The 20,010-nt window shown below is 67.2% G+C and carries 15 protein-coding genes; 4 read left to right on the top strand and 11 right to left on the bottom strand.

Translation table 11 applies throughout. From position 1 onward, the window contains the following. Positions 1–240: 240 nt before the first annotated feature. The 8 genes from acnB to HDC36_RS03355 all read right to left on the bottom strand — a co-directional run bounded on the left by acnB (position 241) and on the right by HDC36_RS03355 (position 9,021). The gene (gene acnB, locus HDC36_RS03390) at positions 241–2,832 is read right to left on the bottom strand and encodes a bifunctional aconitate hydratase 2/2-methylisocitrate dehydratase (protein ID WP_179564434.1); all 2,592 of its coding nucleotides are present in this window, start codon (positions 2,830–2,832) and stop codon (positions 241–243) included. A 54-nt stretch (positions 2,833–2,886) separates the two neighbouring features. Continuing rightward, a complete protein-coding gene (locus HDC36_RS03385) occupies positions 2,887–3,285 on the bottom strand; it encodes a type II toxin-antitoxin system VapC family toxin (RefSeq protein WP_179565583.1) in 399 nt (132 codons plus the stop codon). A gap of 7 nt (positions 3,286–3,292) precedes the next feature. Further along, positions 3,293–3,517 carry an AbrB/MazE/SpoVT family DNA-binding domain-containing protein gene (locus HDC36_RS03380; protein WP_179564432.1) on the bottom strand — a complete coding sequence of 75 codons (225 nt, stop codon included), beginning with the start codon at positions 3,515–3,517 and terminating at the stop codon, positions 3,293–3,295. Between the two features lie 110 nt (positions 3,518–3,627). Continuing rightward, a complete protein-coding gene (locus HDC36_RS03375) occupies positions 3,628–5,055 on the bottom strand; it encodes a porin (RefSeq protein ID WP_179564430.1) in 1,428 nt (475 codons plus the stop codon). 112 nt (positions 5,056–5,167) lie between these two features. Next, positions 5,168–5,944, bottom strand: a complete 777-nt coding sequence (locus tag HDC36_RS03370; protein ID WP_179564428.1) for an ABC transporter permease — start codon at positions 5,942–5,944, stop codon at positions 5,168–5,170. Continuing rightward, positions 5,928–6,761, bottom strand: coding sequence for an ABC transporter ATP-binding protein (locus tag HDC36_RS03365; RefSeq protein WP_179564426.1), 834 nt, complete (start codon positions 6,759–6,761; stop codon positions 5,928–5,930). Before HDC36_RS03365 ends, HDC36_RS03370 begins: the two co-directional genes overlap by 17 nt. A gap of 19 nt (positions 6,762–6,780) precedes the next feature. Next, positions 6,781–7,827 carry an ABC transporter substrate-binding protein gene (locus tag HDC36_RS03360; RefSeq protein WP_179564424.1) on the bottom strand — a complete coding sequence of 349 codons (1,047 nt, stop codon included), beginning with the start codon at positions 7,825–7,827 and terminating at the stop codon, positions 6,781–6,783. An 87-nt stretch (positions 7,828–7,914) separates the two neighbouring features. After that, positions 7,915–9,021: a 4-oxalomesaconate tautomerase gene (locus HDC36_RS03355; RefSeq protein ID WP_179564423.1), complete on the bottom strand. Its 1,107-nt coding sequence runs from the start codon at positions 9,019–9,021 to the stop codon at positions 7,915–7,917. Between the two features lie 108 nt (positions 9,022–9,129). Here HDC36_RS03355 and HDC36_RS03350 point away from each other — a divergent pair, with 108 nt between their 5' ends. After that, positions 9,130–10,032 carry a LysR family transcriptional regulator gene (locus HDC36_RS03350; protein ID WP_179564421.1) on the top strand — a complete coding sequence of 301 codons (903 nt, stop codon included), beginning with the start codon at positions 9,130–9,132 and terminating at the stop codon, positions 10,030–10,032. A 174-nt stretch (positions 10,033–10,206) separates the two neighbouring features. Further along, positions 10,207–12,975, top strand: a complete 2,769-nt coding sequence (gene acnA / locus HDC36_RS03345; protein ID WP_179564419.1) for an aconitate hydratase AcnA — start codon at positions 10,207–10,209, stop codon at positions 12,973–12,975. A gap of 192 nt (positions 12,976–13,167) precedes the next feature. On the opposite strand, the gene HDC36_RS23415 is transcribed toward acnA, so the two are convergent. After that, positions 13,168–13,602, bottom strand: a complete 435-nt coding sequence (locus HDC36_RS23415; protein WP_255432573.1) for a nuclear transport factor 2 family protein — start codon at positions 13,600–13,602, stop codon at positions 13,168–13,170. A gap of 109 nt (positions 13,603–13,711) precedes the next feature. On the opposite strand from HDC36_RS23415, the gene HDC36_RS03335 reads away from it, so the two are divergent. Beyond that, on the top strand, positions 13,712–15,397 hold the full coding sequence (locus HDC36_RS03335) for a long-chain fatty acid--CoA ligase (RefSeq protein WP_179564417.1): 1,686 nt from the start codon (positions 13,712–13,714) through the stop codon (positions 15,395–15,397). Between the two features lie 243 nt (positions 15,398–15,640). Continuing rightward, on the top strand, positions 15,641–16,516 hold the full coding sequence (locus HDC36_RS03330) for a crotonase/enoyl-CoA hydratase family protein (RefSeq protein WP_179564415.1): 876 nt from the start codon (positions 15,641–15,643) through the stop codon (positions 16,514–16,516). Between the two features lie 50 nt (positions 16,517–16,566). On the opposite strand, the gene HDC36_RS03325 is transcribed toward HDC36_RS03330, so the two are convergent. Beyond that, positions 16,567–18,726, bottom strand: a complete 2,160-nt coding sequence (locus HDC36_RS03325) for an ATP-binding protein (protein WP_179564413.1) — start codon at positions 18,724–18,726, stop codon at positions 16,567–16,569. Then, complete coding sequence (locus HDC36_RS03320; RefSeq protein WP_179564411.1) at positions 18,723–19,865, bottom strand: two-component system response regulator; 1,143 nt, start codon at positions 19,863–19,865, stop codon at positions 18,723–18,725. The genes HDC36_RS03325 and HDC36_RS03320 overlap by 4 nt, the downstream gene beginning before the upstream one ends. Between the last annotated feature and the right edge of the window lie 145 nt (positions 19,866–20,010).

Here is a 20,010-nt window from a genome sequence, read left to right as displayed (position 1 = left end):
AAGGGGGATGAGGGTACCGGCGAAGCCTCATGTACCCAAACTTCGCGAGGCGCTTCGCGTCCGTACCCTCACCCCAACCCCTCTCCCGGGGGAGAGGGGCTTTGATCAGCGGCGCGGTGCCGGTGCGACCTTCTGCGCCAGCGCTGTCGCCGCATCGGCCCGTCCCTACTGCAGGGCCAGGCGCAAACGAAAAAGCCCGGCATCGCCGGGCTTTCTCGTTGCACTGTTCGACCGCCTGGATCAGGCCGCGACGGTATCGGCCACGTCCTGATATTCCTGGATCTGATCGAAGTTCATGTAGCGATAGATCTGCTCGCCACTGGTCTTGATCACGCCCACGTCGGCCATGTACTCGTCCTTGGTCGGGATGCGGCCCAGGCGCGAGCAGATCGCCGCCAGTTCCGCCGACCCCAGGTACACGTTGGTGTTGCGGCCCAGGCGGTTGGGGAAGTTGCGGGTGGAAGTGGAGAACACCGTGGCGCCCTCGCGCGCCTGCGCCTGGTTGCCCATGCACAGCGAGCAGCCCGGCATTTCCATGCGCGCGCCGGCCGCGCCGAAGGTGCCGTAGTGGCCTTCCTTGGTCAGCTCGGAGGCGTCCATCTTGGTCGGCGGCGCGACCCACAGCCGGGTCGGGATGTCGCGCTTGCCTTCCAGCAGCTTGGCCGCGGCACGGAAGTGGCCGATGTTGGTCATGCACGAACCGATGAACACCTCGTCGATCGCCGCGCCTGCGACTTCGGACAGCGTCTTGACGTCGTCCGGATCGTTCGGGCACGCCACGATCGGCTCGTGGATGTCGGCCAGATCGATCTCGATCACCGCGGCGTACTCGGCATCGGCATCGGGCTCGAGCAGCTGCGGATCGGCCAGCCACTCTTCCATCTTCTTGATGCGGCGGCCCAGCGTGCGCGCATCGGCGTAGCCCTCGGCGATCATCCAGCGCAGCAGGGTGATGTTGCTGGTCAGGTATTCGATGATCGGCGCCTTGTCCAGGCGCACCGTGCAGCCGGCGGCGGAACGTTCGGCCGAGGCGTCGGACAGTTCGAACGCCTGCTCCACCTTCAGGTTCGGCAAGCCTTCGATCTCCAGGATGCGGCCGGAGAAGATGTTCTTCTTGCCCTGCTTGGCCACGGTCAGCAGGCCGTCCTTGATCGCGTACAGCGGGATCGCGTTGACCAGATCGCGCAGGGTCACGCCCGGCTGCATCTCGCCCTTGAAGCGCACCAGCACGCTCTCCGGCATGTCCAGCGGCATGACGCCGGTGGCGGCGGCGAACGCGACCAGGCCGGAGCCGGCCGGGAACGAGATGCCGATCGGGAAGCGGGTGTGCGAGTCGCCGCCGGTGCCGACCGTGTCGGGCAGCAGCATGCGGTTGAGCCAGCTGTGGATCACGCCGTCGCCCGGGCGCAGCGACACGCCGCCGCGGGTGGAGATGAATTCCGGCAAGGTGTGGTGGGTCTTGACGTCCACCGGCTTCGGATATGCGGCGGTGTGGCAGAACGACTGCATCACCAGGTCGGCGGAGAAGCCCAGGCAGGCCAGGTCCTTCAGCTCGTCGCGGGTCATCGGCCCGGTGGTGTCCTGCGAGCCCACCGAGGTCATCTTCGGCTCGCAATAGGTGCCCGGGCGCATGCCCTGGCCTTCCGCCAGACCGCAGGCGCGGCCGACCATCTTCTGCGCCAGCGAGAAGCCCTTGCCGGTGTCCGGCGGCACCATCGGCAGGCGGAACAGGTCCGACGGCGGCAGGCCGAGGAACTCGCGCGCCTTGGCGGTCAGGCCGCGGCCGACGATCAGCGGGATGCGGCCGCCGGCGCGCACTTCGTCGAACAGCACGTCGGACTTCATCGCGAACTCGGCGATCACCTGCCCGTTCTTCAGCGCCTTGCCGTCGTACGGACGCAGCTCGACCACGTCGCCGTGCTCCATCTGCGACACGTCCAGCTCGATCGGCAGCGCGCCGGCGTCTTCCATGGTGTTGTAGAAGATCGGCGCGATCTTCGAACCCAGGCACACGCCGCCGAAGCGCTTGTTCGGAATGAACGGAATGTCCTCGCCGGTCCACCACAGCACCGAGTTGGTCGCCGACTTGCGCGAGGACCCGGTCCCGACCACGTCGCCGACGTAGGCGACCAGGTGGCCCTTGGCCTTGAGGTCGGCGATCGCCTGGATCGGGCCGCGCTTGCCGTCTTCTTCCGGCACGAACGCGGCGCCGTCGCGCTTGTTCTTCAGCATCGCCAGCGCGTGCATCGGGATGTCCGGGCGCGTGGTCGCGTCCGGCGCCGGCGACAGGTCGTCGGTATTGGTCTCGCCCGGCACCTTGAACACGCTGACGGTCAGGCTCTGCGGCACTTCCGGCTTGCTGGTGAACCACTCCGCGTCGGCCCAGCTCTGCAGCACCGCCTTGGCGTGCGCGTTGCCGGCTTCGGCCTTTTCCTGCACGTCGTGGAACGCGTCGAAGATCAGCAGCGTGTGCTTGAGGCCTTCGGCGGCCACCGCGCCGAGCTCGGCGTGGTCCAGCAGCTCGATCAGCGGGTGGATGTTGTAGCCGCCGAGCATGGTGCCCAGCAGTTCGGTGGCGCGCTTGGGCGAGATCAGCGTGCACTGCTCGCTGCCGAAGGCGACCGCGGCCAGGTACGACGCCTTGACCTTGGCCGCGTCGTCGACGCCGGCCGGCACGCGCTGGCTCAGCAGCTCGACCAGGAACTGTTCTTCGCCGGCGGGCGGCTGCTTCAGCAGCTCGACCACCTCGGCGGTCTGCTGCGCGCTCAGCGGCAGCGGCGGGATACCGAGCGCGGCGCGCTCTGCGACGTGGTGGCGGTAGGCTTCCAACATGGCAACTCCAGATGATTCTTCGGGAAGAATGCGGTTTAAAAAAATGAAGTGGGCTCAGGCTTGCGGCACGATCAGCTTCAGGCCCTTGAAGTAGTCGCGATAGAATTTTTCGTTCCAGGTGATCAGGCCATCGCACTGCAGCAGTGCGTGCGCCCCCACCATGAAAGCGTCCAGGCTGCGGCGGCCTTCGCCGCGCTGCCGGTGGCGGCGCTGCATCTCGCCGGCGCGCAACGCGGATTTAGCTTCCAGCGCATTGAAATGCACGCCCATTTCCTCCAGCGCCTCGAGCACTTCGGCGCCGCCGCGCAGCGCGGCGCACAGCTCGGCCAGCGTTGCGGCGCAGACCACCACGCGCCCACCGACCAGGTTCTGACGCAGGCAGGCTTCGACCGCATCGGCCTGCGGACCGTTGCTGAGCAACTCGATCAGGACCGGGGCATCGACCGCGATCATCGCCGGCTCAGTCTTCGTCACGGACAGCCTTCACCGCGGCGTCGGACGAGGCGAAACCGTCCAGCGCGAACTTGCCGCGCGCGCGGGAAATGGCGTCGTCCACGCTCTTGCGCAGGATGATTCGGCCGCCTTCCAGCTCGACGGTCAACTGCGTGCCCTTGGTCAGGCCCAAGGCATCGCGCACCGCCTTGGGGAGGGTGATCTGGCCGCGCTCGGCAACGGTGGCTTCCATCGGTGGACCTCCAAGGTATGCATGAATTATACATACCTCAGATGGCATACCGCCATTACCGAGACGACCTGCGCTCCAGGACGCGATTCACCCGCGGACGCCGCTGCCGCTCAGAACGCCAGTTGCAGCCGCGTATTGACGGTGGTGCCCTGGTCCGGCCCGAGGTAGGCGCCGCTGCGGTTGTCGGTGCGCCAGCGCACGACATCGAGCATGATCCGGCTGTAGTCGTTCAGGTACCAGTTGCCGCCGGCGGTCCATGCACGCCCGGTACCGCCGCTCGGCAGGTGCGCATAGTCGACGTCCTCGTAGCGCGCCTTGAGCTCGAACGCGCCCCATCCGCCGGCCCCCACCGGTTCGGCCACTTTCACCCTGCCCCAGGTCCCCGCCTTGGCCGAATACGCCGGCAGCGCGCCGGACACGAACCACCCTGCCCCGACCGCCCAGGCCTGGTGGTCCAGAGCGTAGCGGCCACGCGCGCCGATCCCGCGCACGTTGCGCGTGCCCCACTCGCCGCTGGTCCAGAACGGACCGAAAAAGCCCGCCGCCTCCAGGCCCCAGGCAGTGCTGCGCTCGGCGCCGGCCAGCGCGCCCGGCGCCACCTTGACCTCATCGTTGAAATGCCCGCCGATCGCCGAAGCGCGCAGCACCCCGGACGCGTCGCGGGACAGTTCCTCGTGGAAGGCCCAGCCGGCCAGGTGCACGGTGGCGTGCTTGCCGAGCAGCGGATTCCAGTGCGCGCGCGTGGCCCAGGTCAGGCTGTCGTTGTCGCTGCCGCTGTTGTTGAGGTCGTTGCCGGCCGCCGACACGCTGGCATGCCAGGCCTTGCCATAGACCCGTTCGGTCAGGCCCACGCCGAACAAGCCGCGCTGCGGCAGCACCAGCGTACCGACCACGTTGCGCTCCTGAAACGGGGTGTTGGAGGTGCTGCTGGATCCGTCCAGGCCGCGATCGTTGAGGCGGTTGCCGACGGTCAGTTCGGCCGCCTGCCCGAACAAGCGGTGGTCGACCGTGGCGTACACCGACTTCCAGGCCACCTCGTTGTCGGCAAAGTCGCCTTCCACCACATAGCCGAGGACGCCGTAGCGGCCTTCGGCACCCAGGCGGACGGAACGGATTTCGGTACCGGACAGGTTGCGCGCCGCGTGGTCGGACCCGGAGGTGCTGGACTGGTCGGCGAACAGGCGCCCGCGGGGACGGAAGGTCGCCTCGCCATCGGCGCTGCTGAACTCCGGCGCGCCCTTCGACCACGACACCCGTGGTGCCCTGGACTGTGCGGCTTCCACGGCCGCTACGCGTTGTTCGAGCGCCGCCGGCGGCGCCGCTGTGCCGGCGATCGGCGCGGCAGCCCCCTCGACGGCGCGTAGCCGCGCTTCGAGCTGTTGGATCTGCCGGGCCTGCTGCCGGACCAGCGCGGTGAGTTCAGCCTGGCTCAGCGGCGGCGGCACGTCGGAGGTCCGGGCGCCGGCGTGGCCGCTGGCCAACAACAGGCCGAGCGCCACCGACAGCGCTGCACGGGGCAGCACATGGAACGTTTGCATGGGTTCTCTCCCCGGCCAGTCGGCGCCTGGCCGGATGCTGTCCGGTATCTGGTGGGTGCGGAAAAGGCGAAGGCCGCGGCGGCGCCGGCAACCGGCGCCGCCGGGCCAGGCGTCAGCTGGTGGCGGACTGCGACGCGTTGGGGCGCCAGGTGATGACGCGATTCTCGACCAGGTCGAGCAGCGCATCGATGACCAGCACGAAGGCGGCCAGGATGATGATGCCGGCGAACACGCCCACCGCGTTGAAATTGCCTTCGGCCTGCGCGATCAGATAGCCCAGGCCCGCCGATGCGCCCAGATACTCGCCGATGATGGCGCCGACCACCGCGAAGCCCACCGAGGTGCGCAGCGAGGACAGGATCCAGCTCGCCGCCGCCGGGAAATATACGTGGCGCAGCAGGTCGCGGCGCCCGGCACCGAGGATGCGCGCGTTGGCCAGCACCACCGGATTGACTTCGCGCACGCCCTGCATGGCGTTGAAGAACGTGGTGAAGAACACCAGCGTCACCGCCAGTGCGACCTTCGACCACAGGCCCAGGCCCAGCCACAGCACGAAGATCGGCGCCAGGACCACACGCGGGATCGCATTGAAGCCCTTGATGAACGGATCCAGGATGCGCGCGGAGCGGCGGCTCAGCCCGAGCCAGACGCCGCCGGCCACGCCCAACGCGGTCCCGATCAGGTAGCCCAGCGCGGTTTCGGCCAGGGTGATGTACACGTGCTGGTAGAACGCGGTGTCGGCCAGCCAGGCGTACATCTGCTTGCAGATCTCCCATGGCGCCGGGAAGAAGAACGGGTCGATCCAGCCCAGCGCGTTGCCGGCCTGCCAGCCGCCGAACACGGCGGCCACCAGGGCGATCTGCAGGAAACGGTCAGTCTTGTCGTGCATAGCTCTTCTCCACTTCGCCGCGCAGGCAGGCCCAGATGTCGCGGTACAGATCGGTGAAACGTTCGTCCAGCTTGATCTCCGCCACGTTGCGCGGGCGCTCGAGGTCCACGTCGAAACTGCGCACGACCCGGCTGGCCGGGCCGGAGGACAGCACCACCACCCGGTCGCCCAGCGCGATCGCCTCCTCCAGGTCGTGGGTGATCAGGATCACCGAGCGGCGATCCTCCTGCCACAGCCGCAGCAGTTCGTTCTGCATCAGGTGCCGGGTGTGGATGTCCAGCGCCGAGAACGGCTCGTCCATCAGGATCACCTTCGGCTCCACGATCAACGCCTGCGCCATCTGCACGCGCTTGCGCTGGCCGCCGGAGAGCTGGTGCGGGTAACGGTGATCGAAGCCGGTCAGGCCGACTTTCGCCAGCCATGCAGTGACCTTGCGCTTGCGCTCGGCCTCGCCGACGCCGCGGAAACGCAGGCCCAGTTCGACGTTCTGGTAGGCCGTTTTCCAGGGCAGCAAGGCGTCCTGCTGGAACAGGTAGCCGACCGCCTCCTGCACGCCGGCGACCGGCTTGCCATCGATCGCGATCTCGCCGGCGGTGGGCTTGAGCAGGCCAGCCACGGAATTGAGAATGGTGCTCTTGCCGCAGCCGGTGGGCCCGACGATGGCAAGGAATTCGCCGTCGCGCACCTGGATATCGACGTCGCGCACGGCGGTGAAATCGCCGAAGGACATGCTCATCCGGTCGATGCTGACCATGGTCTGCGCAGGCTCCAGCTGCGGCACGCCATTGAACTGGCGCACGGTGGCATTGAGTGCCATGGGGAGTCTCCCTTGTAGGTTACGGTTGGGCGGCCGGCGCAGCGGCGCCGGCACGCTCGACGAAGGCATTCGTATACGTCCTGGACAGATCGATCCGGGCAGCGGCGACGTCCTTGTTGAACTCGCGCAGCACCGCCAGCGGCGTCTGCAGGTCGGCGGGGATGAAGCGGCCGTCGCGGGTGAAGATGGCGCGGGCGTTGTCGACGGCGCGCGCGTAGGTCTTGCGGTCGCCGGACACGTACGCATCGGGCAACGCGGCGACGATGTCCTCGGCGCTGTTGTCGGCGATGAAGCGCAACGCCATCTGCTGCGCGCGCGCGATCTTCTCGGCCGCATCCGGGCGCCGCTCCAGGAAACTCCGATTGGCGTACATCACCGAGGTGGGATACAGGCCGCCGTACACCTGGCGCGCGCCCGCATCGCTGCGCGCATCGATGATGATGCGGCCGACCTTGCGCTCGGTGATCAGCGTGGCAGCAGGATCGTAGTTCACCAGGAGGTCGATCTTGCGCTGTTCCAGCGCTGCCACGGCAGCCGCACCGGAACCCACCCCGATCAGCGAGACGCTGTCCACCGGTATGTCGTGCCGGGCCAGGAAGTGCCGCACGAAGAAATCGGACGAGGAGCCCGGCGCGGTGATGCCTACCTTCAGGCCCTTGATGGTCTCCGGCCTGGCCGGATCGAACGTGGTGTCGTCCGGCCCCGCCAGCACCAGGCCCGAATTGCGCGACAACAGCACGAAACCCACCACGTCCTTGTGCTTGGCCTGCATCTGGATGGTGTGGTCGTAGAAGCCGACCGCCACGTCGGTGGAGTTGGCCACCAGCGCCTGCAGCACCTTCGAGCCGCCCTGGGCGAAGTTCTCGGTCTTCACCTTCAATCCGACCTGGTCGAAGTACCCGTTCGCATCGGCGATGAAGAACGGCAGGTTGTTGATGTTGTAGGAGCCGACGCTGATGCGTACCGGCGCATTGTCGGCGCCGCCGCCCTCGGCGGCGCCCTTGCCGCAGGCGGCCAGCGCCAGCGTCGCCGCGACCAGCGCGGCCTTGAGAATCTGCTTGTACATCATCCCTCCCAGGATTGTGGAACGTTGTTGCCGTAGTGGTGTCGGAACGGCGCGCCACCCGTGGCGCACCGCCGCGACGGTGTCAAGTCATGCAGCGGACGTCCATTGGCTTGCTTCGGTGGAAGATGGCGAGGTCGCGAACACGCGGCCCTCGAACAGACGCCGGGCGGTGCGGATCACGCTGGCCACGACCGGCGCACTCTCGGAACTGCGGCTCAAGCTCACGTCCAGGGCACCGCTCGGATGTTCGAGGGTAATCTCCGCGGGCAGGTCGACACAGCCGACGAAAGTGTTAGGCAGCGTGCCCACGGTGACCGCGGCGGTGGCGATCCCGACGCCGCCGGTGATCGCCAGTGCCGTGTGGCAATGATGGGGCATGAAGTAGCGCACCTGCAGCGCGCCGCCGTGCTCGGCTGCCGACAGCAGCACCGGCTTGGGAATCACCTTGCTGCCGGCGTCGGCGATGCCCATGCGCACCCCGGCCTCGATGCGGATCGCCTCGATCCGTTCCAGCAGCGCGCGATTCGCATTCAGTTCGGCCGGTGTTTCGCCGCCGCGGACACCCAGATCGAGCGCACGCATCATCACCATCGGCATGGCGCAATCGATCAGGCTGACCGGCACGCCCTGGATCTGGTCCTGTGCATTGCCGGTGGGCAGCAGCCGGCCGGTCCTGGCGCCGGCAGCGTCCAGGAACGACAGCCGTACCGGTGCGGCGCTGCCGGGCGCTCCGGCGATGCGGGTGTCGCCGCGGTACACCACCTGCCCGCCCGGGGTTTCGACCGTGGCCAGAATGATCTTGCCGGTATTGACGTTGTGGATCCGCACTTCCGTGCGCGGGTGGCGCGCCGCGACCAGGCCCTTCTCGATGGCGTACGGCCCCACTGCGGCCAGCATGTTGCCGCAGTTCGGCGAGGTATCCACCACGCGCTGCTCGACCCTGACTTGGGCGAACAGATAGTCGACGTCCGCGTCCGGCCGGCTGGCGCGATCGACGATCGCGACCTTGCTGGTCAGGGCGTTGCCGCCGCCGATGCCGTCGATCTGCAGCGGATGCCCCGAACCCATCACCTCCAGCAGCAGGCGGTCGCGCCATCCGGTGTCGGCAGGCAGATCCGTGGCGAGAAAGAACGGCCCCTTGGAGGTGCCGCCACGCATCAGGACGCAGGGAATGCTGGTGAGATCGTTGGCCATACGTGTGCTAGATTGATGTCTCAATCAGATCAATTAACTTCTGTGATTCGATACTGGCATGAGCAAGATTGATCTGTGAATTGCTATTTTTTGGATGATTGATACCTCATGAGCATCAATTGCGAGATCCTCGATCTACGTGCCTTCCTGCTGGTGGCCGAGACCCGCAGCTTCCACCGCGCCGCCGAGGCGCTGCACGTTTCCCAACCGGCACTGAGCCGGCGCATCCAGAAGCTGGAACAGGCGGTCGGCGCGCCTTTGCTGGAGCGGACCACGCGCAGCGTGTCCACCACCGCGGTCGGCGAGAACCTGCTGCCGCTGGTCCGGCGCATGCTGGAAGAATTCGATGGTTCGCTGTTCTCGGTACGCGGGCAGGACGACACCCGCGGCGCCCAGGTCACCATCGCCTGCCTGCCCACTGCCGCGTTCTACTTCCTGCCCAGCGTGATGGCGCGCTTCCACGAGGCGTTCCCGAAGGTACGCTTCCGCATCCTCGACATCCCCGCCACCGAAGGCCTGCAGGCGGTGGAGCGTGGCGAAGTGGAATTCGGCATCAACTTCATGGGCGCCAACGACCCCAATCTGGATTTCGACGTGCTGGCCGAAGACCCGTTCGTGCTCGCCTGCCGGCGCGACCATCCGCTGGCGAAGAAGAAGCGAGTGGAATGGGCCGACCTGGCCCGCCATCAGCTGATCACCGTGCACCGCACCAGCGGCAACCGCACCCTGCTCGACGGCGCGCTGGCGCGCGAGAATCTCAAACTGAGCTGGCACTACGAAGTGACCCATCTGTCCACCTCGCTGGGCATGGTGGAGGCCGGCATCGGCGTGTCGGTGCTGCCGAAGATGGCCACCCCCGACGGCGAACACGCGACCCTGGTCACTCGCCCGATCGGCAACCCGGTGGTCTCGCGCACGATCGGCATCGTGCGCCGTCGCGGCGCGCTGCTGTCGCCCAGTGCCGAGCGCTTCCTGCAGATGCTGATGAGCCAGTGGCGCGGCAAGCCATGACATCGACACTACACATGCCCGTGTAACCTTGCGTCCTGAGCCCAGGGCTGGCACGCCGCCGCCGCTGTCGCATACTGCGATGCAGCGGCGGGCACAGCGAGCCCGGCGCAGCCGCAAGCAGGCGCGCGTTCCGGCGCAGCCGTTGCAAGCCATCAGCAAAAGGAGCCATCTGCAATGAGCGATTCGTTCTCCAGCCGCAGCCAGCTGCACGTCGGCGGCAAGACCTACGGCTACTTCAGCCTGCCCAAGCTCGGACAGCAGTTCGACATCTCCCGCCTGCCCTACTCGCTGAAGATCCTGCTGGAAAACCTGCTGCGCCACGAAGACGGCGGCGTCACCGTGGGCAAGGACCACATCGAGGCGGTGGCGAAGTGGGATCCCAAGGCCGAACCCGACACCGAGATCGCGTTCATGCCGGCGCGGGTGGTGCTGCAGGACTTCACCGGCGTGCCGTGCGTGGTCGACCTGGCCGCGATGCGCGATGCGGTGGTCAAGCTCGGCGGGCGCCCGGAGCAGATCAACCCGCTGATCCCGTCGGAACTGGTGATCGACCATTCGGTGCAGGTGGACGTGTTCGGCAAGGCCGACGCGCTCGATCTCAACGGCAAGATCGAATTCCAGCGCAACAAGGAACGCTACGGCTTCCTGCGCTGGGGCCAGAAGGCGTTCGACAACTTCAAGGTGGTGCCGCCGAACACCGGCATCGTGCACCAGGTCAACCTCGAGCACCTGGCGCGGGTGGTGATGACCGGCGAGCGCGACGGCGAGGCGATCGCCTATCCGGACACCGTATTCGGCACCGACAGCCACACCACCATGATCAACGGCATCGGCGTGCTCGGCTGGGGCGTGGGCGGCATCGAGGCGGAAGCGGCGATGCTCGGCCAGCCCTCGTCGATGCTGATCCCCCAGGTGGTCGGCTTCAAGCTGACCGGCAGGCTGCCCGAAGGCGCCACCGCCACCGACCTGGTGCTGACGGTGACGCAGATGCTGCGCAAGCACGGCGTGGTCGGCAAGTTCGTCGAGTTCTTCGGCGAGGGCCTGCAGCACCTGCCGCTGGCCGACCGCGCCACCATCGGCAACATGGCGCCGGAGTACGGCGCCACCTGCGGCATCTTCCCGGTCGACGCCGAATCGCTGACCTACCTGCGCCTGTCCGGGCGCAGCGAGGAGCAGATCGCGCTGGTCGAGGCCTACGCCAAGGCGCAGGGCCTGTGGCACGACGCCGACACCGCGCACGCCGACTACAGCGCCACGCTGGAACTGGACATGGGCCAGGTCAAGCCATCGCTGGCCGGCCCCAAGCGGCCGCAGGACCGGGTGCTGCTGGAAGACATGCAGCGCAATTTCCGCGACAACCTGGTGCCCTTCGCCGAAGCGCGCCACAAGCGCCACAGCGACCTCAAGCAGGAAGACCGGCTCAAGAACGAAGGCGGCGGCGGCACCGCGGTCGGCGCCAAGGCCTCGCAGGCCGAGACCGGCGAAGACAGCGGCGCCGGCTGGCAGTTGCGCGACGGTTCGGTGGTGATCGCCGCGATCACCTCGTGCACCAACACCTCCAATCCGGCGGTGATGCTCGGCGCCGGGCTGCTGGCGCGCAATGCCGTGGCCAAGGGCCTGAAGGCGCAGCCCTGGGTCAAGACCTCGCTCGGGCCGGGTTCGCTGGTGGTCACCGACTACCTGAAGAAGGCCGGGGTCATGGACGACCTGGAACGACTGGGGTTCTACGTGGTCGGCTACGGCTGCACCACCTGCATCGGCAACTCCGGCCCGCTGCCGGACGACGTGTCGGCGGCGATCGCCAGGGACGACCTGGTGGTGGCTTCGGTGCTGTCGGGCAACCGCAACTTCGAAGGCCGCGTGCACCCGGAAGTGAAGATGAACTACCTGGCCTCGCCGCCGCTGGTGGTCGCCTACGCCATCGCCGGCACCACCGACATCGACCTGAGCCGCGACCCGCTGGGCACCGGCAGCGACGGCCAGCCGGTATACCTGCGCGACATCTGGCCGAGCAACAAGGAAATCGGCGACACCATCGCCGCCACGGTCGGCCCGGAGATGTTCAAGCAGAACTATGCCGACGTGTTCAAGGGCGACAGCCGCTGGGCCGCGATCGCCTCGCCCGACGGCGAGCTGTACGCCTGGGACGCGGCCTCCACCTACATCAAGAACCCGCCCTACTTCGACGGCATGACCATGCAGGTCGGCAACATCGACGATGTGCACGGCGCGCGCGTGCTCGGCCTGTTCGGCGACTCGATCACCACCGACCACATCTCCCCGGCCGGCAACATCAAGAAGGACTCGCCGGCGGGCCGCTTCCTGCAGGAACGCGGCGTGCAGCCGGCCGACTTCAACAGCTACGGCAGCCGCCGCGGCAACGACGACGTGATGGTGCGCGGCACCTTCGCCAACATCCGCATCAAGAACCTGATGTTCGGCGGCGAAGAAGGCGGCAACACGCTGTACCGCGGGCCCGACGGCGCGCAGCCGCAGAAGCTGGCGATCTACGACGCGGCGATGAAGTACAAGGCCGACGGCGTGCCGCTGGTGGTCGTGGCCGGCAAGGAGTACGGCACCGGCTCCTCGCGCGACTGGGCGGCCAAGGGCACCAACCTGCTCGGGGTCAAGGCGGTGATCGCCGAGAGCTTCGAGCGCATCCACCGCTCCAACCTGGTCGGCATGGGCGTGCTGCCGCTGCAGTTCCTGGACAACGAGAACGCGCAGTCGCTGGGCCTGGACGGTTCGGAGGTGTTCGACATCACCGGGCTGCAGGACGGCGCCAGCAAGCGCGCCACCGTCGATGCGAAGAAGGCCGACGGCAGCGTCAAGCAGTTCCAGGTCAAGGTGCTGCTGCTGACGCCGAAGGAAGTGGCGTACTTCAAGCACGGCGGCCTGCTGCAGTACGTGCTGCGCCAGCTGGCGGCGCGCAAGGCGGCCTGAGCGGCCATGGCGGCGCGGCGCCTGCACGGGCGCCGCGCACGCTCGCGCGGGGACGCACCGCCACGCACGCGCACCGCCTTTTCATCGGCACCGCGTTTCGAAACAACGGGTCTTTGCCCGCCAGACAGACCGTACTGAAGGTGCCCCGTTTCCCGAACGGGGCGATTGCCGTTTGGCGCTGCGCACGGCTCGCTACGGCGCTGCATTCCATTGCGCATGCCGCAGCCGCCAGCGCCCGTCCTGCTCGCGCCAGCCGGTGACCACCTCGTAGCGCCGGACCCGCTCCGGCAACACACGCGCATCGCCGCCGCTGACCACCGCGTCGAACCGTACCGTGGCGTCGTCGCCCTGCAGCGCGATCGACAGCGGTCCGGTGTTCACCCCGATCCGCGCGTTGGCCAGGAATTGCGCGCGCAACAGGTTGTGCAGCGCAGCACGATCCATCCCCGCCTCGCCCGCGAAATCGTCGGCCACCGCGGCCATCGCATCGCGCAGGCGATGTTCCTCCACCGCCTCCTGCATGGCGGCGATGTCCTTGCGCAGCCGCTGTTCCGCCGAATCGCGCTGGCAGCCGGGCAAGGCCAGCAGCAACGCGCATCCCCATCCCCACGCCCATGCCTGTCGCATCCGGATTCCTCCTCGGCTTCGCCTTTTCCATGCGGAACGGTATCCTGCCACTCGCCACGCCGCAGCGTTGCGTCGGCGTGCGGCAGCATTCCACACGAGGGGGGAGTACATGAGTCAGGAACGTCCGTGGTTGCAGAGTTATCCGGCCAGCATTCCCGCCGAGATCGATGTCAACGAGTACCGGTCCGTCGCCGCCGTCTTCGAAACCTCCGTCGCCAAGTTCGGCGACCGTCCGGCCTACTGCAACTTCGGCAAGACCCTGACCTACCGCGAGGCCGGCGAACTGGCCCGGCACTTCGCCGCCTACCTGCTGGGCGAGTTGCAGCTCAAGAAGGGCGACCGCGTCGCGCTGATGATGCCCAACTGCCTGCAGTACCCGATCGCCACCTTCGGCGTGCTGCTGGCCGGCATGACCGTGGTCAACGTCAATCCGCTGTACACGCCGCGCGAACTGCGCCACCAGCTGATCGACTCCGGCGCCAGCGCGATCGTGGTGATCGACAACTTCGGCAAGACCGTGCAGGAAGTGCTGGCCGACACCCCGCTCAAGCAGGTCATCACCACCGGCCTGGGCGACATGCTCGGCTTCCCGAAGGGCGCGCTGGTCAACTTCGTGCTCAAGTACGTCAAGAAGCTGGTGCCCGACTACGACATCCCCAACGCGGTGCGCTTCCGCGACACGCTGACCCTGGGCCGCCTGCACACGCTGCCGCAGCTGGACATCGAGCCGGACGACATCGCCTTCCTGCAGTACACCGGCGGCACCACCGGGGTGGCCAAGGGCGCAATGCTGACCCACCGCAACCTGGTCGCCAACATGCTGCAGGCCGGCGCCTGGATCGCGGCGACCGGCAAGCTGGAGGAAGGCAAGGAAGTCATCATCACCGCGCTGCCGCTGTACCACATCTTCGCGCTGACCGCGAACGGCCTGGTGTTCATGAAGCTCGGCGGCCTCAACCACCTGATCAGCAATCCGCGCGACATGCCCGGCTTCGTCAAGGAGCTGCAGAAGACCCGCTTCACCGCCTTCACCGGGGTCAACACGCTGTTCAACGGCCTGCTCAACACGCCCGGCTTCGACAAGGTGGATTTCTCGACGCTGAAGTTCACCCTGGGCGGCGGCATGGCGGTGCAGCGCGCCGTGGCCGAGCGCTGGAAGCAGGTGACCGGGGTGACTCTGGTCGAGGCCTACGGCCTGACCGAGACCTCGCCCGCCGCCTGCATCAACCCGCTGACGCTGAAGGAATACAACGGCGCCATCGGCCTGCCGATCCCGTCCACCGACGCCTGCGTCAAGGACGACCAGGGCAAGACCATGGCGCCCGGCGAGGTCGGCGAGCTGTGCATCAAGGGTCCGCAGGTGATGAAGGGCTACTGGCGCCGTCCCGAGGAAACCGCCGGCGCCATCGATGCCGACGGCTGGCTGCACACCGGCGACATGGCGCGGATGGATCCGCAGGGCTTCTTCTACATCGTCGACCGCAAGAAGGACATGATCCTGGTCTCCGGCTTCAACGTGTACCCGAACGAGGTCGAGGACGTGATCGCGATGATGCCCGGCGTGCTGGAAGTGGCCGCGGTCGGGGTCCCGGACGAGAAATCCGGCGAAGTGGTCAAGGTGGTCATCGTCAAGAAGGACCCCAACCTCACCGCCGAGGACGTCAAGGCCCACGCCCGCGCCAACCTGACCGGCTACAAGCATCCGCGCATCGTCGAGTTCCGCAAGGAACTGCCCAAGACCAATGTCGGCAAGATCCTGCGGCGGGAATTGCGCGACAGTCCGCCGGCAGCCTAGGTCGCCGCTGGCGTGGACTGCGGGTCCACGCCGCCCGGGCAAGGGAAGGCCCTGCCCTCCCCTTCGCGGCCCCTGCCGTCAAGCCGCGTGGCTGCAGCCAGCCACGCGCGCCAGCAGACGCGAATTTCTCCGTCTGCGTCGCCATCAGTCCTCAGTTTACGTAGGTGTAGCATCGGCTCGCGCGCCGCTTCCCGGCCCCTGCGCACGCCGTTTCGCCGCCAACCAAAACACCGAGGAAATCCCATGAACGTTGACAAACGCTTCTTCAACCCCAGCTTCCCCACCATCCGCGTCGAGTCGAGCGTGGATGGCAACGCGCATTGGATGTTCATGCACAACGACGCGGCCATCGGCTCGCGACCGTGCTTCAGGGACGATCTGCTCGACGACATGTGGAGCTTTACCGATGCGATCACCCTGAGCGGCGGCAATGCGCTGCAGCGCGGGCAACTGCGGCACTTCGTATTGGCTTCGGATGCGAATGTGTTCAACCTCGGCGGAGACCTGGAGCTGTTTACCCAGCTCATTCGCCTGCGCGACAGGGACAGCTTGCTCGCCTACGCCAAGCGCTGCGTGGAAGGCGTGCATACCCTGCATACCGGCCTCGGCGGCGACGTACGGACCATCGCGTTGCTGCAGGGCGACGCCCTGGGCGGAGGCCTGGAGATGGCGTTGGCATGCCACACCATCGTGGCGGAGGAAGGCGTCGGCATGGGCTTGCCGGAGGTGATGTTCGGCCTGTTCCCAGGCATGGGCGCCTATTCCTTCCTGTGCCAGCGTGTATCGCCGCAACTGGCGGAGAAGATCATTCTGGAGGGAACCGTCTACAGCAGCGAGCAGATGCACGCACTCGGCGTGGTCGACATCCTGGTCCCCAAGGGCGAGGGAAAGGCGGCGGTCGAGGAACTGATCCGCATCCAGCAGCGCAGCAAGCTGTCCTATCTCGCGATGAACGCGGCACGCCGCATCTCGCAACACGTGTCATTGCGGGAACTGATGGACATCACCGAAGTCTGGGTAGACACGGCGCTTGCGCTCGACGACAAGTCGCTACGCATGATGGACCGATTGGTGCGGGCGCAGACGCGGCGCGCGCACAACGTCGCCGCGCTCGCCTAGAAGACTCGGACCGGAAGGGGCCGGGCCCGGCCGTATGCCGGGCTTTCCCCTCAGCGCAGCTCGTTGCCGTCCTGCTGACTGCTTCGCAGCGCCCGCAGGTCCAGCACCTCCCTGCCCTCGGTCAGGCTGGCATTGAGCGTCGCCAGGCATTGCCGCCACTCGCTGCGCATCTGCCAATCCGCCATCCGCATCAGTTCGCCGCCAAGGTTGGCCATCTTCACCAGCCCCAGGTTGCTCGCCACGCCCTTTACCGCATGCGCATGTTCGCGCAACCGCTCCCAATTCTCGGACTCGCCCGCCACCTGCATTCCGCCCAGGCAGCCATCGGCATCGTTGAGGCACTGGGAAATGAATTCCCGCTCGAATCCGTCGCCCATGCCCAGACCGGCCAGTTCGTCGAGCACGGACGAATCCAACACACCCTCCTTGGAAAGCCGCGATTGCGGTTCGGCCGGGCGCAACCTGCCGTCCGTGGCGATATCCGTCAGCGTGTCCAGCAGCCGCGAGGCCACCACCGGCTTGGCCAGGAACGTATGTGCGCCGGCCTGTTCGCAGCGGTGAATCGACTCCGGCGTGACGTCCGCGCTGAGCACCACGACCGGCGTGCGCGAGCGGCCGGCCTGCATGATCCGCAGGTGCTTGAGCATGTCCAGGCCACTCATCCCGGGCATGTGCAGATCGACGATGACGGCATCGAAATCGGTTTCGGCAAGCGCATCGAGCACCGCTTCCGCGCCATCGAGACAGATCGCGCGATGGCCGGCCTTTTGCAGCAGGCGCTGCAGCACCATGCGGTTGGCCGCATGATCGTCGGCGACCAGGATGCGCATGCTGCGCACCCGCGCACGGTGGCGCAAGAACGGATCCGTGAACGCGATGATGTTGCCGCTCGGCGACGGCTCTTCTTCGCTTGCGCCATCCCGAGCGGTGCTGGACAGCGGCGCGGCGGCGGCCGCCTCGAACGGCAGCTCGAACCAGAAACGGCTCCCGCGCGGAGGACTCTCCTGGTAGCCGATGCTGCCGCCCATCGCTTCGACCAGGCCCTTGGCGATCGTGGTTCCCAGGCCGGTGCCTTCGTAGCGCCGGGACAGGCCCACGTCCGCCTGCTCGAAGGCCTCGAACAGGCGCGGGCGCATCGCGGGCGGCACGCCGATCCCGGTGTCGACGATGTCGAAACTCAACCGGAACGGTTCGCCGGCATCGTTGCGCTGTATCCGGACACGGATGTCCACCCGCCCCATGTTGGTGAACTTGATCGCGTTGCCGGCCAGGTTCAACAGGATCTGCCGCAGGTGCCCCGCGTCGCCACGCACATTGTCCGGCACATCGGCTGCGACCTCCAGGTGATAGCCCAGCGCCTTGGCGCGCGCCTGCGGCTGCAGGATCAAACCGATCTGCGCCAGCGTCTCGCGCAGCGAGAAATCGTGTTTCTCGGTGCGGATCTTGCCCGCCTCGATGGCGGAAATATCCAGCACCTCTTCCACCAGGGACAGCAGACTGCGCGCGGAGGCCTGGATGGTGCCCACGCACTCGCGCTGTTCCGCGTCCAGCTTGGTGGTGGCCAGGACTTCGGTCATGCCGGACAACCCGTTCAACGGGGTCCGGAACTCATGGCTCATGTTGGCAAGGAATCGGCTCTTGGCTTCGCTGGCGCGCCGCGCCTCCGCGGTCGCCTGGGTCAACTGCCGCAGCAGCCCCGACAGATACATGGGAATGGCGATCAGACCGGCCCACAGCCCGGCGCTCAGCGTGATGTTCTCGCGCCAGTAGCCATTGAGCAGGACCACGCAACCGAAACTGATGCAGGCGGACACCACGGCGCCGATCAGATAGCGGTTTCCGTAGCGAAGGCCATTGCCGACGGTGACCCACATGATGATGACGTACAGCCAGGCCAGCGGTTCTCCCTGCAGGATCATCGCCACCGTCATCAGGCCATAGTCGGTCACCATGCCGATGACGCGCCGAACGTTCGACGTCCCTGGCCGCACCAGAATCGCGGCGAACAGCGCCAGACCGACAAGCACGCCGACGCCGCTCATCAGCACCGATGTCAGGTATACATCGGGTGCGAGCTGACCCAGCTTTTCGGCGATCGTCATGCAGACGATGACGCACAGGAAGATGCCGACCCGGATCAGCGTCTGCCCGTGTTCGGTGTCCGTGCGTTGTCGCAAGCGGGCCCTGATCCATTCCAGCCGCGGTTTCACAGCGCGACCCCCGGCCGGACCGAGGCGCTCGAGAACTTCTCGCAGATCAGATGCAACTGCTCGCGCCCGCGGAACAGCGCGTCCACGCAGCGCGGGTCGAACAGGCGGCCGCGTTGCGCGTAGAGATAGGCGAGGGTCGCATCCATGGTCCAGGCTTCCTTGTAGGGACGCGGCGAGATCAGCGCGTCGAAGACGTCGGCGACCGCCACGATCCGCGCCTCCAGCGGGATCGCTTCGCCGACCAGTCCGTCGGGGTATCCGCTGCCATCGTAACGCTCATGGTGGCGCAGCGCGATCAGCGCGCCGACCTGGATGAAGCGGTTCTGGCTGCCGCTGAGCAGTTCGTAGCCGATGCGCGGGTGCATGCGCATCACCGCCATCTCTTCCTCGTTGAGCTTGCCGGGCTTGAGCAGCACCGCATCGGGAATGGCGATCTTGCCCATGTCGTGCAGGCTCGCGGCCATCTCGATGACCCGCACCTCGTCCTCGGACAGGCCCAGCTGCTCGGCGATCAGGCCGGCCACGTGCGCCATCCGCTCCAGGTAGGCGCTGGTCCCGGCGTCGCGGTACTCGATCGCCCGCGCCAGCCGCGACAGGGTCTCGCGCTCGCGTTCCTCGACCTCGCGCATGCTCGCCAGCAGGCGCTGCTCCAGCGACATCGCGCGCTGCTTGATGTTCTCGCTCTGCAGCCGCAGCTGCAGCAGGTTGTGGCAGCGCGCGCGCAGCTCGCGCGGGCGGATCGGCTTGACCAGGAAGTCGATGACCCCGGCTTCCAGCGCGGCCTGGCGGATCGGCTCGTCGCCGACCACGGTGATCAGGATGATCGGAATGTCGCGGTGCTTGGGCAGGCGCCGCAGCCGCCGCGCGAATTCCAGCCCGTCCATGCCGGGCATGCGGTAGTCGAGCAGCAACAGGTCGACCTTGCCGGCCTCGCACCAGGCCAGGGCAGCCTGCGAGTCGCCGAAGTCGCGGACGGTGAGTTCCGGGGCGATGTCCTCGATCACGTGGCGCAGCATGGTGCGCGCGGACGTCTGATCGTCGACGATGACGATGTTCAAGCGATTGTCCGCCCCCTCCGCCCAGTCCGGGCGGTCGCTGCTGGAGGATACTCCGGACAGGCTCATGCTGGCATCTTGCATCTGCGATCCTCTTGCCCACGGGCTTCGGGCTGCTGAGACAATAACGGGAAACGCTCCGGCGCCGGCTATGCCGACCCAACCGCCTCACTTCGCTTGCTTGCCAACCGCTTGCTTGCCGACGCCCGATACGAGAACCCCACGCCAA

This window comes from Xanthomonas sp. JAI131 (assembly GCF_013410075.1).
GTDB lineage: Bacteria > Pseudomonadota > Gammaproteobacteria > Xanthomonadales > Xanthomonadaceae > Xanthomonas_A > Xanthomonas_A bonasiae.
The sequence above is the reverse complement of the archived record's forward strand: the minus strand, read 5'-3'. Positions and strand labels throughout refer to the sequence as shown.